Origin of the sequence: Micromonospora sp. DT62 (genome assembly GCF_049847285.1) — a bacterium.
Taxonomy (GTDB): domain Bacteria; phylum Actinomycetota; class Actinomycetes; order Mycobacteriales; family Micromonosporaceae; genus Micromonospora; species Micromonospora reichwaldensis.
Window position 1 is genome coordinate 76,228 of sequence record NZ_JBNCOB010000018.1, and the last position, 14,775, is coordinate 91,002.

Here is a 14,775-nt window from a genome sequence, read left to right on the forward strand (position 1 = left end):
CGCCGTACTCGGGTCACCTGGTGAAGGCGTCCTTCACGTCCCGGCCGGCGTCCGTGAGATGCTCCCCGGCCTGTCGGGCACGCGCGTCGCTCTGCTGCATGGCCCCCTCGCCGCGCATCCGCTCGTTGTGGGTGGCGCCGCCGAGTCGTTTCCTGGCGGCACCCGCCACCTGTTGGACCTTGTTCTTCGCCTTGCCGGTGAAGCCCATGTCGCCTCCTCAGCACGGGCCGGGCCTCCCCCGGCCCTCGCCCGATCGGGTGCCCTCATGACGCCGTCGGAAACGCTGTGTTGTCGTCGTGGCGGGTGCCACGCCCGCTAAGGCATCCTAGGACACTAGGTGAACGGTGGGGAGAGGCCGTCTGGTTGACTGGGCGGATGGGAGAGCTTCTGCTGATCCGGCACGGCGAGACCACCTGGAGCGCCAGCCGCCGGCACACCTCGTACACCGACCTCCAGCTCACCCCCGACGGCGAGCGGCAGGCCCGCGCCCTCGGCCGCTTCCTCGCCGGCCGCCGCTGCGCCGCGGTCCTGACCAGCCCCCGCGCCCGAGCGCTGCACACCGCGCGCCTGGCCGGCCTCACGGTCACCGGCACGCTCGACGACCTGGCCGAGTGGAACTACGGGGAGTACGAGGGGCGCACCACCGCCGACATCCGCGACGACCACCCGAACTGGTCCATCTGGGCCGACGGCTGCCCCGGTGGGGAGTCCCCGAACCAGGTCGGCGAGCGCCTCGACCGGGTGCTCGCCCGGGTCCATCCGCTGCTAGACCGGGGCACCGTCGCCCTCGTCGGGCACGCCCACAGCTTGCGCGTGCTCGGCGCCCGCTGGGTCGGCCTGCCCCCGTCGGCCGGCGGGCTGCTGCGCCTGGACACCGCCACGGTCAGCGTGCTCGGCCACGAGCACGGCCGGCGGGTCATCCTGCGCTGGAACCAGCCGGTTCCCCCGACCCCCGCGAGCGCACCCGAAGCTGGGGCTCGGCACTGATCTTCGGCGACCGGTTCTCGTACGGCGTCGACAGCACCACCGTCGTACGGGTGGTCACGTTCGCCGCCGTCCGGATCTCCTGGAGCAGCCGCTCCAGGTCGGCCGGGCTGGCCACGCGCACCAGCAGGAGATAGAAGTCCTCCCCCGCCACCGAGTAGCACGAGTCGATCTCGGGCAGGTGGGCCAGCCGCTCCGGCGCGTCGTCGGGCTGCGACGGGTCGAAGGGCCGGATCGCCACGAACGCGGTCAGCGGCAGGTCCAGGGCCTCGAAGGAGACCCGGGCGGCGTACCCCTTGATCACGCCGCGCTGCTCCAGGCGGCGCACCCGCTGGTGCACGGCGGAGACCGACAGGCCCACCCGCTCCGCCAGATCGGTGTACGACAGCCGACCGTCAGCGGTCAGCGCGGCGATGATGGCGCGGTCGATCTCCTCCACGGCGTGCAACCTACCGGGAAAACGGCGTCGCGGCGACGAGGCGGCCCGCCGGCGCGACACGGCGCCGGCGGGGCGACGCCCGTCAGCCCTTCGCCAGCGCCCGGGAGATGACCAGCCGCTGGATCTGGTTGGTGCCCTCGACGATCTGGAGCACCTTGGCCTCGCGCATGTAGCGCTCCACCGGGTGGTCGGCCACGTAGCCGGCCCCGCCGAGCACCTGCACCGCGTCGGTGGTCACCCGCATCGCCACGTCGGTGGCGAAGAGCTTCGCCTTCGCCGCCTCGATCGAGTACGGCCGGCCGGCATCGCGCAGCCGGGCCGCGGCCAGCATCAACGCCCGGGCCGCGGAGATCTGGGTGGCCAGGTCGGCGAGCGTGAAGCCCAGTCCCTGGAAGTCGATGATCGCCTTGCCGAACTGCTGGCGCTCCCGGGCGTAGCCGACCGCGTAGTCCAGCGCCGCCTGGGCCAGCCCGACCGCGCAGGCGGCGATGCCGAGGCGTCCCGAGTCGAGGGCGGACATGGCGATGGTGAAGCCCGCCCCCTCCCCGCCGATCAGCCGCTCGGCCGGCACTCGGGCCGAGTCGAAGGCGATCTGCGCCACCGGGGAGGCGCGCAGCCCCATCGTGCGCTCGGCCGCCTGCGGCGCGATGCCTGCCGTCGCGCGGTGGGCCAGCAGGCAGGAGATGCCCTTCGGGCCGGGCCCGCCGGTGCGGCAGAAGATGTTGTAGAAGTCCGCCACCTGCGCGTGGGTGATCCACGCCTTGGTGCCGTCGACCACGTAGTCGTCGCCGTCGCGCACGGCCTTCGTGGTCAGCGCGGCGGCGTCCGACCCGCCCTGCGGCTCCGACAGGCAGTACGCCCCGAGCAGCTCCCCGCCGATCATGTCGGGCAGCAGCTTGCGCTGCTCGTTCGTCCCGAACTGCGCCAGGGGGTAGCAGGACAGCGTGTGCACGCTGACCGCCTCGGCGACCGCCAGCCAGCGGCTGGCCAGGATCTCCAGCACCTGGAGGTAGACCTCGTAGGGCTGGGCGGCGCCGCCGTGCTCCTCGGCGTAGGGCAGGCCGAGCAGGCCGGCCCGCCCGAGGGTGCGCAGCACCTCGCGAGGGAACTCCGCGCGCTCCTCGAACCCGGCGGCCCGCGGCGCGAGCTCCCGGTCGGCGAGTTCGGTGGCGAGGTCGAGCAGGTCGTGAGCCTCGTCGGTGGGGAGGATCCGGTCGACAGTCATAGCGCGATGAGCTCCGTGGGGGTGGTGTTGAGCCGTTGCACGCCGTCCGTGGCGCAGACGACGATGTCCTCGATGCGGGCGCCGTGGCGGCCCGCCAGATAGATGCCCGGTTCGACGGAGAACGCCATCCCCGGCTCCAGGGGGCGGGCGTTGCCGGCCACCACGTAGGGCTCCTCGTGGCCGTCCAGGCCGATGCCGTGGCCGGTCCGGTGCAGGAACGCCGCGCCGAAGCCGGCGGCCGCGATCGGCTCCCGGGCCGCCGCGTCGACGTCCCCGGCGGTGATCCCGGGGCGGACCGCGGCCACCGCGGCCCGCTGGGCGGCGTGCAGGACCGCGTAGTAGTCGACGAACTCGGCCGGCGCCGGGGCGCCCGCGACGTAGGTGCGGGTGCAGTCCGAGCGGTAGCCCGACGGCATCGTCCCGCCGATGTCCACGACGACCGGCTCGCCGGCACCGATGGGGCGGTCGGAGGTGCCGTGGTGCGGGCTGGCGGCGTTCGGGCCGGCGGCGACGATCACGAAGTCCACGCTCACGTGGCCGGTGGCCCGGATCGCCGCGGCGATGTCGGCGCCCACCTCCGCCTCGGTGCGTCCCGGCCGCAGCCACTGGCCCATCCGCGCGTGCACGGCGTCGATCGCCGCGCCCGCCTCGGCCAGCGCCGCGACCTCGGCCGGGGACTTGCGCAGGCGCATCTCGCACAGCACCTCGGAGGCCAGCCGCTGGGTGGCGCCGGGCAGCGCCGCGCGCAGGGCCAGGACCTGCTCGGCCCACATCCGGTCGGCCAGGCCGACCGTCGCCACCGGTCCGCCGAGCGCGGCGACGAGCAGCGGGTACGGGTCGGTGCCGTCGGCGTGGTCGACGATGCGTACGCCGGTGGCCGGGGCGGGGGACGCCTCGGCGGCCGGCCGTTCCAGGGTGGGCACGATCAGCGTCGGCTCGCCCTGCGCGGGCAGCACGAGGCAGGTGAGCCGCTCCCCCTCGTGGGCGTCGTAGCCGGTCAGGTAGCGCAGGTCGGAGCCGGGGGTCAGCAGTAGCGCGTCCAGGCCCGCGGCGGCGGTGGCGCGCCGGGCATCGTCCAGCCGCCGTGGCGGATACAGCTCGTCGGATCCCACGCGCTCAGCTTAACGGTCGTTCGGGGCCGGACCCAGCCCACCCGAGGTCGTGGGCAGCGCCCGTATCCATCGAACATCATCGTTGACGCGACAGTTAACAATCCTTAGGATTTGGCTGCCTCGAGGATGTGCACCCCGTCCCCCACCCGTACGCCCGCACCCGGCGCCCCGCCGCCGACGCGGGCGGCACGGCCGCCACGACCCGCCCACGGGAAGGCCCCCGATGCCCTCATCGCTCTCCCGCCTCAGGTCGGCCCTCGCCGCCGGCCTGCTCACCCTGGCCACCGCCGCCACCACCCTCACCCTGGCCCCCGCCCCCGCGCAGGCCGCCGTGCTCCCCAACGGCTTCCGCAGCGTCGGCTACCTGCCGTCCTGGACCGGCGACGTCAACGCGGTGCAGTACGCCAAGCTGACCCACGTCAACTACGCGTTCGTGCTGCCCAACGGCGACGGCAGCCTCCGCCCGGTGGAGAACCCCGCCAAGCTCTCCCAGCTGGTGTCCCGCGGCCACGCCAGCAACGTCAAGGTGTCGATCGCGATCGGCGGCTGGAACAACGGCGACGACTCCGCCTTCGAGGCGCTCGCCGCCAACGCCGGCAGCCGCACGACGTTCGTCAACAACGTCGTCAACTTCGTCAACCAGTACAACCTCGACGGCGTCGACATGGACTGGGAGTACCCGGACCCGGGCGCCTCGGCCACCAACTACACGGCGCTGATGCAGCAGCTGGCCGGCGCCCTGCACAGCCGGGGCAAGCTGCTCACCGCCGCCGTCGTCTCCGAGGGCTGGTACGCCGAGGGCGTGCAGCCGGCCGTGTTCGGCCACGTGGACTGGCTCAACATCATGGCGTACGACGGCGGCAGCCCGCACGCCAACTACGACTGGTCGATCAACGCCGTCAACTACTGGAAGTCCCGGGGCCTGCCCGCCCGCAAGGCGGTACTCGGCGTGCCGTTCTACAGCCGACCCGGCTACCACACGTACGTCGCACTGGTCGCCATGGACCCGGCCAACGCCAACCGCGACTGCACCACGGTCGGCGGGACCCAGCAGTGCTACAACGGCATCCCGACGGTCAAGCGCAAGACCCAGTGGGCCATGGCCAACGCCGGCGGCATGATGAACTGGGAACTGAGCCAGGACACCACCGGCGCCACCTCCCTGGTCAGCGCCATCTACGACACCGCCACCGGCGGCACCACCCCGCCGCCCGTCGGGCGTACCGGCCCGATCACCGGCATCGGCGGCAAGTGCGTCGACGTGGCCGCCGCCGGCACCGCCAACGGCACCGCCGTGCAGCTCTACGCGTGTAACGGCACCAACGCCCAGAGCTGGACGGTGGGCACCGACGGCACGCTGCGCGCCCTCGGCAAGTGCGCCGACGTGACCAGCGCCTCCACCGCCAACGGCGCCAAGGTGCAGCTGTGGGACTGCAACGGCACCGGCGCGCAGGTCTGGCAGGCCCAGTCCAACGGCACGCTGCGCAACCCGGCGTCCAACAGGTGCCTCGACGCCACCGGCAACAGCTCCGCCGACGGCACCCGGCTGCAGATCTGGGACTGCTTCGGCGGCGCCAACCAGGTCTGGCGGCTGCCCGCCTGAGCGGCACGGGCCCCGTCACCGCCTCGGCGGGGCGGGGCCCACGCGTCGGTTTTCCGGCCCTGGGGAACGGCCGCGCCCGACCCGATCCTGTGTATATTAGGGTATTCCCTAGGAAGATTAGGAAACATTGTGCCGCGTGCGAGGATCACTCCGGACGCCCTGGTGTCCGCCGCCGCGGACCTCGCCGACGAGATCGGCTTCGAGAATCTGACGCTGGCGGCGCTCGCGAAGCGCTTCGGCGTCCGCGACGCCAGCCTCTACACCCACATCCGGGGCCTCGCCCACCTGCGGGAGCGGGTCGCGCTGCTCGCGCTCAACGAATGGGCCGACGCGCTGGGCTCGGCCGTGGCGGGACGCTCCCGTCACGACGCCCTGGTCGCCTTCGCCGACACCTACCGGGCTCTGGCGACCGGGCATCCGGGCCGCTATGCGGCCACCCGGCACCCGATGCCGTCCGAAGGGCTCGCCGCATCGGCGGGGGTGGCTCGCATCGTCGAGGTCTGCTACGCGCTGCTGCGCGGCTACGACCTCTCGGAACCCGACGCCACCGATGCGGTCCGGTTACTGCGCAGCACCCTGCACGGCTTCAGCGACCTGGAGGCCACCGGCGGCTTCACCGCCAACCACAGCGTCGACACCTCATGGCGGCGGGCGGTCGACACGCTCCACCACACCCTGGCCAACTGGTCGAAGATCTAGAAAGCCGACAGGAGAAAGCCATCCGCACCGCAACGCTCACCCTCGACGGCACTCCCATCGACTACCGCGACTGCGGTAACGGCCCCCCGCTGCTGCTCCTGCCCGGCGGCGCCGGCCACGCCGGCGTCCTCGACGGGCTCGCCGCGCACCTGGCCGACCACTACCGCGTCGTCGCCATGTCCAGCCGCCTGGTCTCGGCGCCGCCGGGCACCGAGCACGGCGACCAGCACCCGAACATCTACGCCGAGGACACCCTCGGCCTGATCGACAGGCTCTTCGACGAGCCGCCGACCGTGTTCGCCTTCAGCGCCAGCGCCATCACCACCCTTGAGCTGCTGGCCCGCCACCCCGACCGGCTCCGCCTCGCGGTCGTCCACGAGCCCCCGCTGCTCGGCCTGCTGCCGGACGCCAGACGCCACCGAAGCGCGCTCGAAGCGGTCCGCATGGCTGCGCGTACCGACGGGATGGACGAAGCGGGTCGGCTCATGGCGGAGACCATGACGGCCCCTGAGCCCAGCACGAACTCCCCGGACCTGCGCCACCTCGGCGACTGGCTCGACGGCTACGCCGAGGCCCTGCCCGAACCGCCCACCCCGGAACTACTGGAGCTGTTTACTGTGCTCGGCGACTTCCAACCGCTGTTCCTGGAGCACATCCTGATCCCGTTCACCACCCGTGAGGTCGACCTGGCCGCACTCCGCGCGGTGAGTTCGCGCCTGGTCCCCATCGCCGGCATCGACTCCCGGGGCCAGCTTCCCTACCGGGCCGCCGCCGCCCTCGCCACCGGGCTCGGACTTCCCCTGACCGAGTTTCCCGGCGGCCATCTCGGGCCCGTCGAACGCCCCGCCCAGTTCGCCGGCGCGTTCAGGGCGCTGCTCGCGGCACACTGACCGCGGGGCGTTCCGCCCTGTGCTCGCCAGGGAGGTTGTCGCCGCTGGTCGGAGGTGGATCGATGTGGCAGGTGGATACCGCCACCGGCCGGGTCGGCACACCGGCACCGGGGGCCCGCCACGGGCGGAGCCACCTCAGTCCGGCGTGTCCAGCGCGGCGGCGAGCCGGCGGACCCGGTGCGCGTGGGTCAACACGTCCACGTTGTCGACGTACTGGTCGACCGCGCCGAGGGGCGGACGCCCGCGCAGCACCGGGTCGGTGATGGCGGCCCGCAGCGCGCCGGCGATCCGACCGGCGTCCAGGACCAGGAACGGCCGCCGGTGGAAGGGCCGGGACCGGGCGCGCACCGGGGCCGCCAGGCCGGTGTCGTCGGTCCGGGCGGCGAGGGCCTCCAGCGCCCGGACCAGCCCGTCCTCCCGCCTGCGCCAGTCGCCCGGGCCGAGCGCGTCGGCCAGGGCCGCGACCAGGGGCGCCGCGTCGGGCAGCCGGGCGAACAACGTGCCCAGCCACTTGTCGTACGGGGGCCAGCGGCGGTGCAGCAGCAGGCCGAGCCGCATCAGGTCCCGGGCCAGCCCGGCGGTGACCACCCGGCTGCCGAGATCGTCGCCGGTCTCGGCGCACCGGCCGGGCAGGTGTTCGGCCTGGGCGACGCGGGTCCACGCGGCGGCGAGCACGTGCCGCCACACGTCGTCCGGGTACCACGCCAGCGCCGCCCGGGCCCCGGTCAGCGCGCCGTCGAGGCCGTCGTGGAACACCTCGCCGCCGGTCACCTCGGCCAGCCGCTGCGTCGGCGTGGCCAGCCAGTCCGCCGTGCTGACGCCGGCAGCGGGGTCGAAGCCCAGCCGCTCGCGCCACCAGCCGCCCGGCTCGTCGATCGTGACGCCGTGGCGGCTGCCCGCCCGGTCGGCGACCCCCAGCCGGCCCTCCCCGGTGAATCGGGTGGGCCAGCCGAGGAACTCCGCCGGCAGGTCGGCGTCCAGCGCCGCGCGCAGGTGCGGGATCCGGGCCGCGTCGGCCGCGCCGACGAAGAGCTGCCCGCGCGGCCCCCAGTCGTGGTCGGTGGAGCGCGGGGTGTCCAGGCCGAGCAGCTCCGAGCCGCCGTCGAGCAGCCCGGCCGCGTACCGCAGGTCGGGGAAGCGTCGACGCAGGATCGGGGCGAGCACCTCGTCGTGGAACCGGCGGCCGAGCATCAGGCCCGCAACGAACGTCACACCGGCAAGTCTGCGCGCGGAGCGGCGGGCCCGCAGCCCGGTTCCGCCGCCGGCGGCCGTACGCGCCGATAGGCTGGGCGCGGACGGGTCGCCGACGGAGAGGACCGACCGCCGTGGCAGCGACGGACCGGGAGCGCGCCGCGACCCGACGCCGCCGGCTGCTCTGGGCGGGCATCCTCGCCGTCGCGGGTCTGGTGCTGCTGGCCGTCGGGGTGACCGTCGCCCACGGCACGGCGGCCTGGCTCGAGGTGTCGGTCGCGATCGTGCTGCTGCTCGCCAGCTACGGCCTGCAGTACGTGGCCCGCCGCGAGACGCTGTACCGCGACCACGAACGTCCCTGACCCGCCGCGCCGCGCCCCCTGATCGTCGGTGGGGTGTGCCAGGCTGTCGGGCGTGGCACAGCGACCCCCGATCCTGCTCATCGACGCGCCCAGTCTCTACTTCCGGGCCTACTTCGGCATTCCCGAGTCGGCGGCCCGGGCCGCCGACGGCAGCCCCGTCAACGCGGTGCGTGGCTTCCTCGACATGCTGGCGAGCCTGATCCGCACCCGCCGGCCCGACCGGATGGTCTGCGCGATGGACCACGACTGGCGGCCCGACTGGCGGGTGGCGCTGCTGCCGTCCTACAAGGCGCACCGGGTGGCCCCCGAGGGCGGCGAGGTGGTGCCCGACACGCTCAGCCCGCAGGTCCCGCTGATCCTGGAGGTGCTCGACGCCGTCGGGATCGCCCACGTCGGCGCGACCGGCTACGAGGCCGACGACGTGCTCGGCACCCTCTCGGTGACCCAGCCGGCGCCGGTCGAGGTGGTCTCCGGCGACCGGGACCTGTTCCAACTCGTCGACGACGCACGCCCCGTGCGGCTGCTCTACGTCGGGCGGGGCGTGGCCAAGCTGGACGACTGCGACGACGCCGCGGTGCGCGCCCGCTACGGGGTGCCGGCCGACCGCTACGCCGACTTCGCCGCCCTGCGGGGCGACCCCAGCGACGGGCTGCCCGGGGTGGCGGGCGTGGGCGAGAAGACGGCCGCCCGGCTCGTCGAGCGCTACGGCGACATCGCGGGCATCCTGGCCGCCCTGGACGAGCCCGACTCCGGCTTCGCCCCCGGGCTGCGCACCAAGCTCTCCGCCGCGCGTGACTACCTGGCCGTCGCGCCGCAGGTGGTCCGGGTCGCCCTCGACGTGCCGCTGCCCGAGCTGGCCACCGAGTTGCCGACCGCGCCCGCCGACCCCGACCGGCTGCTGGAGCTGGCCGGCGAGTGGAACCTCGCGGGCTCGGCACGCCGCCTGGTCGACGCCCTCGCGCAGCGCGCCTGACCCACGTCCGCGCGGCCCTCCCGCACGGCGGGCCGGGTCAGGGTGGCGGTACTCACCGCCGCGCGTCGCGGCCAGTGGCGCGAGGCCCCGGAGAACTCCCCGGTCCGCCCCTGAGCCAACCGGCTCCGCTACCGGCGGCGGGGCAGGGCGAGCCTCGATAGCCTGGTGGAATCCCCTGCGGCGGCTCGGGTACGGGCTGCACGGTGGCGGAGACGACGGGCGGAGGAAGCGTGCCGGGAGACGGGCCAGCTCCGGACTGCATCGGGCCGGACAGCGAGCGACGGAGCCGGCGCTACCTGGCGGCGGTGCTGTTGGGCGCGGCGGGGGGGATCGACTTCCTCACCGGGCTCGCCATCGTTCCGCTCGAGCCGTACGTCGACATCGCCAGCACGGAGATGTTCCACCTCGACATCACCAGCTGGGGCTGGGTCCGACTGGTCGGCGGGGTGGCGACCGCCGTGGCCGGGCTGGCGGTGCTCGTCGACCGGCGCGCCACCACCGTCGCGGCGGTCGTCACCGCAACGGTGGGCATCGGGCTCGGCATCCTGCTGCTGCCGTACCGTCCGCTGGCGGTCTGGATGACGGCGACGCTCGCCGCCGTGGCCATCTGGTTGCTCGCCGGGCAGCTGCGCGCGGCGAGCCGGACCCCCGCTTCGCGGGTCTGAACTGGCTGTCAGTCTGGTTGCCGCAGCGGACGGCAGTAGAGTTCCGTCGAGAAGGCCGGCGTGCCGGACGGCACGGTGGGTTCCCAGACCGGGTTGATGCGCAGCGCCAGGTTGGGTGCGTGCCAGGCCGCACCCAGCCGCTCCAGGAGGCCGTACTCCCGGCGCCGGGCGTTGACATCCTCGCCGGCGAGAAAATTGATCAACTGGTCCTCGATGACCGGGCGACCGATGAGCCCCCCGTGGAAGGACGGTGCCTCGACCGTCGGGATGCGGATGTACGGGTCCGGTGGCGCCTCGGACGCGGTGACCGTCGGCAGGAAGGCGATCGCCCGGACCCCCGGGACGGGACACATCATGTGCAGGCGGAAGAAGGGCCCGTCTTCGTCCATCAGTGAACGGATGAACGGCTCGTCCGGCGTGGTGGCGGCTGTCCTGCCCACCTGCGTGACAGCGAACATCCCCCGCAGCAGCCAGCCGGCGGCCAGACCCCAGCCGGTGCTGGCGTCCGGGGGTGGGTAGTACGCGCGTCCGGCGCGGACCAGCGGGCTGAACATCGCCAGTGCCTGCACCCGCGGGTCCGGCCGATCGCCGAGGTAGCGCCGGGCCACCATCGCCCCCTCACTTCGGCCGACCAGGGCGATGGGCCTGCCGGTCCGCCGATGCAGCGCGTCCACCTGCGCGGCGAGCAGTTCGGCGCTGGAGTTCACCGACCGGTGGGTGTCATACCGCCGGTACGGCAGCGGGCGGCCATCCGCGTCCAGGCCAGCGTATGAGAACAACTCGGCCGCCGGGTCCCCCAACGGGCGGCCGTCGTACGCGGATTCGTGCCCGGCCAGCAGGATCACCGCGTAGCGCACCCTTGCGGGCAGCGGCCGGTCGAGGGCTGGCGGGACGAAGGTGTTCCTGTCGTGGCGGGGCGAGGTGATCACCTGCGACACCAGCGGAGTGGCCAGCGCGAGCACCACAGCGATCGGCACCACCGGCACCCGCCGCCACCGTACCCGCGGCTGCAGCACGGCCGCCCGCACCGTCAGGTTCCACAGCAGGCCGTTGACCGCGCCCGCGACCGCGGCGACGAGCGGCGTCATCAGCGCGGGAACCTGCCACACCGCGCCACCGGCCACCGAGATCACCACGAAGTCGAGCAGCGACCAGCCGACGAGCTCGGCCGAAGGCAGTCCCCGCCACAGGCCCCGGCCCACGGCCATCCGCTGCAGGAAGGGGGCGAGGATGATCATGGGGCCCAGCGAGGCGAACAGGAACCAGGACAGCGACACCACCGACGCGGCGACCGCATACGCGGCGAACGGTAGGACGAGGACCGCCGTGAACGCCGCGACTTCGAGGTTGCGCCGCGCCAACGCCCGGTACGACGGTCGCCGTACGCCTGCCGGCCAGGCCAGGCCGACCAGGGCCGCGGAGTAGAGCCCCCGCAGCACGATCGCGCCCAGCAGGAGGAGCCCGAACATCAGCCAGGAGTTGTGGTAGACCAGTAGCCAGCGCATGTCGTGGTACGAGTCGTACGGCCAGACCGCAGAGCTTTGTGGTATCAGACCCTCCGCATTGCGGAACGGGATCCGGACAAGGATGACGGCCTCGGCGAGGGGCACCGCCGCGGCGAGCCCGAGCAGCGCCAGCAGCCGGTGGGTCGGTCGCACGAGTCCTCCTTCGACACGCGAGCCTCTGCGCCGACTCTCCCTGGTTCCGGCTGGCGGATGAGCCGCATGCCAAAAATCAACCGCTCCCACGACCTCGATCCGGCCGACATCACCTCGTGGTCGGCGGCGGCGCGCTCATCGGGGTGGCGGGTCGACGCGCCGCACGGCGGGTGGGTCAGGCCGGGGTGTGGTAGGCCAGCACCCCCCGGTTCACGGCGCCGATCGCCTGCCGGGCGGTGGACCTGAGCTCCGCCGAGGCGCCGCCGGAGTCGGCGAGCTGGCCGAGCAGGTCGACCACCTGCCGCGCCCAGCGGACGAAGTCGCCGGCCGGCATCTCGCCGTCGATCTCGTGGCCGCTGCCGAGGACCTTCGCGAGCGCCTCGCCCCGGGCCCAGCGGTAGACCGGCCAGGCGAAGCCGAGGTCGGGCTCGCGGGTGACGGTGAGGCCCCGGGCCGCCTCGTCGGCCTCGATCTCGCTCCACAGCTTGAGCGTCTCGTCGACCGCCTCGGCCACGGGGCCGCGCGGCAGCGACGCCCGCTCGTCGACGTCGCGGCGGGCCTCGAAGACCACCACCGAGACCGCCGCCGCCAGTTCGGCCGGGGAGAGCCCGTCCCACACCCCACGCCGCAGGCACTCGGCGACCAGCAGGTCCGCCTCGGTCCAGATCCGGCCGAGCATCCGGCCGGCGTCGGTCACCGCACCGTCGGGCGCCAGGTAGCCCCGGGCGGTGAGTAGCGCCACGATCCGGTCGAACGTGCGGGCCAGCGAACCGGTCCGGCCGGCCACCCGCTGCCGCAGCTCCTCGGTGTCGTTCTCCAGGCGGCGGCGCCGCTCCGCCCAGCGGGCGTGCTCCTCACGGTCCGGGCAGGCGTGGCAGGGATGCCGGCGCAGTTCGGTGCGGAGCTGGCTGAGCTGGTGGTCCTCGCCGACGGCCTGCCGGGACCGGCCGCCCCGGCGGCCGGCGTGCCGGTCCAGCCCGGTGCCGCTGACCTCGGCGGCCAGATCGCGGCGGGCCGCCGGGGACCGGTGGTTGAAGTGCTTCGGCACCCGGATGCGCGCCAGCACCTCGGCGGGGGTGGTGAAGTCCCCGGGGCTGACCCGGCCCGCCCAGCGGTCCTGGGTCAGCACCAGCGGCCGGGGCTCGCCGAAGCCGCCGGTGGCCGGGTCGAGCACGACGGCCAGGCCGGCCCGCCGGCCCGACGGCACCCGGATCACGTCGCCGATCCGCAGCCGCTCCAGCGAGGCCACCGCGGCGGCCTTGCGCTGGCTCTGCCCCTGCCGCGCGATGGCCCGCTCCCGCTCGCCGATCGCCACCCGCAGCGCGAAGTACTCGTCGAAGTCGCCGTGGTGGCAGGCCGCCTCCGCGCCGTACGCCTCGATGGTCTCGGTGTTGCGCTGCACCTGGCGGGCCAGGCCGACCACCGAGCGGTCCGCCTGGAACTGGGCGAACGAGGACTCCAGCAGCGCGCGGGCCGGGTCGGCACCGACCGTGCCGACCAGGTTGACCGCCATGTTGTACGACGGCCGGAAGCTGGACCGCAGCGGGTACGTGCGGGTGGAGGCGAGACCGGCCACGTGCCGGGGGTCGGTCTCCGGGGACCAGACGACGACGGCGTGCCCCTCGACGTCGATGCCCCGCCGGCCGGCACGGCCCGTGAGCTGGGTGTACTCCCCCGGCGTCAGGTCGACGTGCGCCTCGCCGTTGTACTTCACCAGGCGTTCCAGCACGACGCAGCGGGCCGGCATGTTGATGCCCAGGGCCAGCGTCTCGGTGGCGAAGACCGCCTTGACCAGGCCCCGGACGAAGAGCTCCTCGACGACCTCCTTGAACACCGGCAGCATGCCGGCGTGGTGGGCGGCCAGGCCGCGTTCGAGGCCGTCGAGCCACTCCCAGTAGCCGAGGACGGTCAGGTCCTCGCCGGGGATGGCGGTGACCCGCGACTCGACGACGCGGCGGATCTCGGCCCGTTCCTCGGGGGAGGTGAGCCGCAGGCCCGCGGCGAGGCACTGCTGCACGGCGGCGGCGCAGCCGGCGCGGCTGAAGATGAACAGGATCGCCGGCAGCAGCCCCTCCCGGTCGAGCCGGTCGACGATGTCGGGGCGCATCGGGCCGCGCCAGCGGGGCCCGCGCCGGCCGCCGCCGGGTCCGGCGCTGCGCCCCTCGCCGAGCTCCAGCCGGCGCATGGTGTCGCGGGTGTAGCGCAGCAGCTCGGGGTGCACGTCGTGCTTGCGGGCGGCGTCGGCGTCGTGGAACAGGTCGAACATCCGCTTGCCGACCAGCATGTGCTGCCACAGCGGCACCGGGCGGTGCTCGCTGACCACCACGGCCGTCTCGCCGCGCACGGTGACCAGCCAGTCGGCGAACTCCTCGGCGTTGGACACGGTGGCCGACAGGGAGACCAGGGTGACCGAGGCGGGCAGGTGGATGATCACCTCTTCCCACACCCCGCCGCGGAACCGGTCGGCGAGGTAGTGCACCTCGTCCATCACCACGTAGGCCAGGCCGTCGAGGGTGGCCGAGCCGGCGTAGAGCATGTTGCGCAGCACCTCGGTGGTCATCACCACCACCGGGGCGTCGCCGTTGATGGCGTTGTCGCCGGTGAGCAGCCCGACCTGCTCGGCGCCGTAGCGGTCGACCAGGTCGTGGTACTTCTGGTTCGAGAGTGCCTTGATCGGGGTGGTGTAGAAGCACTTGCGCCGGCGGGGCGGGGCCCCGTCGCCGGCCGCGGGCGTCGGCGTGCCACGCAGCGCCAGGTGTACGGCGAACTCGCCGACCACCGTCTTGCCGGCGCCGGTCGGGGCGCAGACCAGGACGCCGCTGCCCCGTTCCAGAGCCTGGCACGCCTCCCGCTGGAAGTCGTCGAGGTCGAACCCCAGATCGAGGGCGAACTCGTCCAGTGCCGGGAACTGTGAGGCCTGCGCGGCCCGGCGGCGCGCCGCGGCGTACCGCTCGGCGGGGCTCGACATGCCTCC

At 74.0% G+C, this 14,775-nt stretch carries 14 protein-coding genes; 7 read left to right on the plus strand and 7 right to left on the minus strand.

Features of this window, described 5'->3' with window-relative positions; all coding sequences use genetic code 11:
- Positions 1-13 precede the first annotated feature (13 nt).
- Entirely contained in the window at positions 14-208 is a 195-nt protein-coding gene (locus tag ACPXCB_RS22435; RefSeq protein ID WP_425877527.1) for a CsbD family protein, read from the minus strand.
- A 167-nt stretch (positions 209-375) separates the two neighbouring features.
- On the opposite strand from ACPXCB_RS22435, the gene ACPXCB_RS22440 reads away from it, so the two are divergent.
- Positions 376-987: a histidine phosphatase family protein gene (locus ACPXCB_RS22440; RefSeq protein WP_357579546.1), complete on the plus strand. Its 612-nt coding sequence runs from the start codon at positions 376-378 to the stop codon at positions 985-987.
- Here ACPXCB_RS22440 and ACPXCB_RS22445 read toward each other — a convergent pair.
- From ACPXCB_RS22445 to ACPXCB_RS22455, 3 genes are all read right to left on the minus strand, one after another.
- On the minus strand, positions 917-1,423 hold the full coding sequence (locus ACPXCB_RS22445; RefSeq protein WP_151456848.1) for an Lrp/AsnC family transcriptional regulator: 507 nt from the start codon (positions 1,421-1,423) through the stop codon (positions 917-919). The genes ACPXCB_RS22440 and ACPXCB_RS22445 overlap by 71 nt on opposite strands.
- 82 nt (positions 1,424-1,505) lie before the next feature.
- The gene (locus ACPXCB_RS22450; protein WP_425877528.1) at positions 1,506-2,648 is read right to left on the minus strand and encodes an acyl-CoA dehydrogenase family protein; all 1,143 of its coding nucleotides are present in this window, start codon (positions 2,646-2,648) and stop codon (positions 1,506-1,508) included.
- On the minus strand, positions 2,645-3,760 hold the full coding sequence (locus tag ACPXCB_RS22455; RefSeq protein ID WP_327028294.1) for a M24 family metallopeptidase: 1,116 nt from the start codon (positions 3,758-3,760) through the stop codon (positions 2,645-2,647). Before ACPXCB_RS22455 ends, ACPXCB_RS22450 begins: the two co-directional genes overlap by 4 nt.
- Positions 3,761-3,983: 223 nt before the next feature.
- On the opposite strand from ACPXCB_RS22455, the gene ACPXCB_RS22460 reads away from it, so the two are divergent.
- From ACPXCB_RS22460 to ACPXCB_RS22470, 3 genes are all read left to right on the plus strand, one after another.
- The gene (locus tag ACPXCB_RS22460; RefSeq protein ID WP_425877529.1) at positions 3,984-5,363 is read left to right on the plus strand and encodes a glycosyl hydrolase family 18 protein; all 1,380 of its coding nucleotides are present in this window, start codon (positions 3,984-3,986) and stop codon (positions 5,361-5,363) included.
- Positions 5,364-5,492: 129 nt separating this feature from the next.
- A complete protein-coding gene (locus ACPXCB_RS22465; protein ID WP_425877530.1) occupies positions 5,493-6,062 on the plus strand; it encodes a TetR/AcrR family transcriptional regulator in 570 nt (189 codons plus the stop codon).
- Positions 6,005-6,952: an alpha/beta fold hydrolase gene (locus ACPXCB_RS22470; protein ID WP_425877531.1), complete on the plus strand. Its 948-nt coding sequence runs from the start codon at positions 6,005-6,007 to the stop codon at positions 6,950-6,952. The genes ACPXCB_RS22465 and ACPXCB_RS22470 overlap by 58 nt, the downstream gene beginning before the upstream one ends.
- Before the next feature lie 135 nt (positions 6,953-7,087).
- Here ACPXCB_RS22470 and ACPXCB_RS22475 read toward each other — a convergent pair whose 3' ends face one another.
- The gene (locus ACPXCB_RS22475) at positions 7,088-8,164 is read right to left on the minus strand and encodes a DUF4037 domain-containing protein (protein WP_425877532.1); all 1,077 of its coding nucleotides are present in this window, start codon (positions 8,162-8,164) and stop codon (positions 7,088-7,090) included.
- A 113-nt stretch (positions 8,165-8,277) separates the two neighbouring features.
- Here ACPXCB_RS22475 and ACPXCB_RS22480 point away from each other — a divergent pair, with 113 nt between their 5' ends.
- From ACPXCB_RS22480 to ACPXCB_RS22490, 3 genes are all read left to right on the plus strand, one after another.
- A complete protein-coding gene (locus ACPXCB_RS22480) occupies positions 8,278-8,505 on the plus strand; it encodes a hypothetical protein (RefSeq protein ID WP_425877533.1) in 228 nt (75 codons plus the stop codon).
- Between the two features lie 52 nt (positions 8,506-8,557).
- Positions 8,558-9,478: a 5'-3' exonuclease gene (locus tag ACPXCB_RS22485; RefSeq protein WP_425877534.1), complete on the plus strand. Its 921-nt coding sequence runs from the start codon at positions 8,558-8,560 to the stop codon at positions 9,476-9,478.
- A 203-nt stretch (positions 9,479-9,681) separates the two neighbouring features.
- A complete protein-coding gene (locus ACPXCB_RS22490; protein ID WP_425877535.1) occupies positions 9,682-10,143 on the plus strand; it encodes a DUF7144 family membrane protein in 462 nt (153 codons plus the stop codon).
- Between the two features lie 8 nt (positions 10,144-10,151).
- Here ACPXCB_RS22490 and ACPXCB_RS22495 read toward each other — a convergent pair whose 3' ends face one another.
- Positions 10,152-11,801: an esterase/lipase family protein gene (locus ACPXCB_RS22495; protein ID WP_425877536.1), complete on the minus strand. Its 1,650-nt coding sequence runs from the start codon at positions 11,799-11,801 to the stop codon at positions 10,152-10,154.
- A gap of 175 nt (positions 11,802-11,976) precedes the next feature.
- A complete protein-coding gene (locus ACPXCB_RS22500; protein WP_425877537.1) occupies positions 11,977-14,769 on the minus strand; it encodes a DEAD/DEAH box helicase in 2,793 nt (930 codons plus the stop codon).
- Positions 14,770-14,775: the final 6 nt, after the last annotated feature.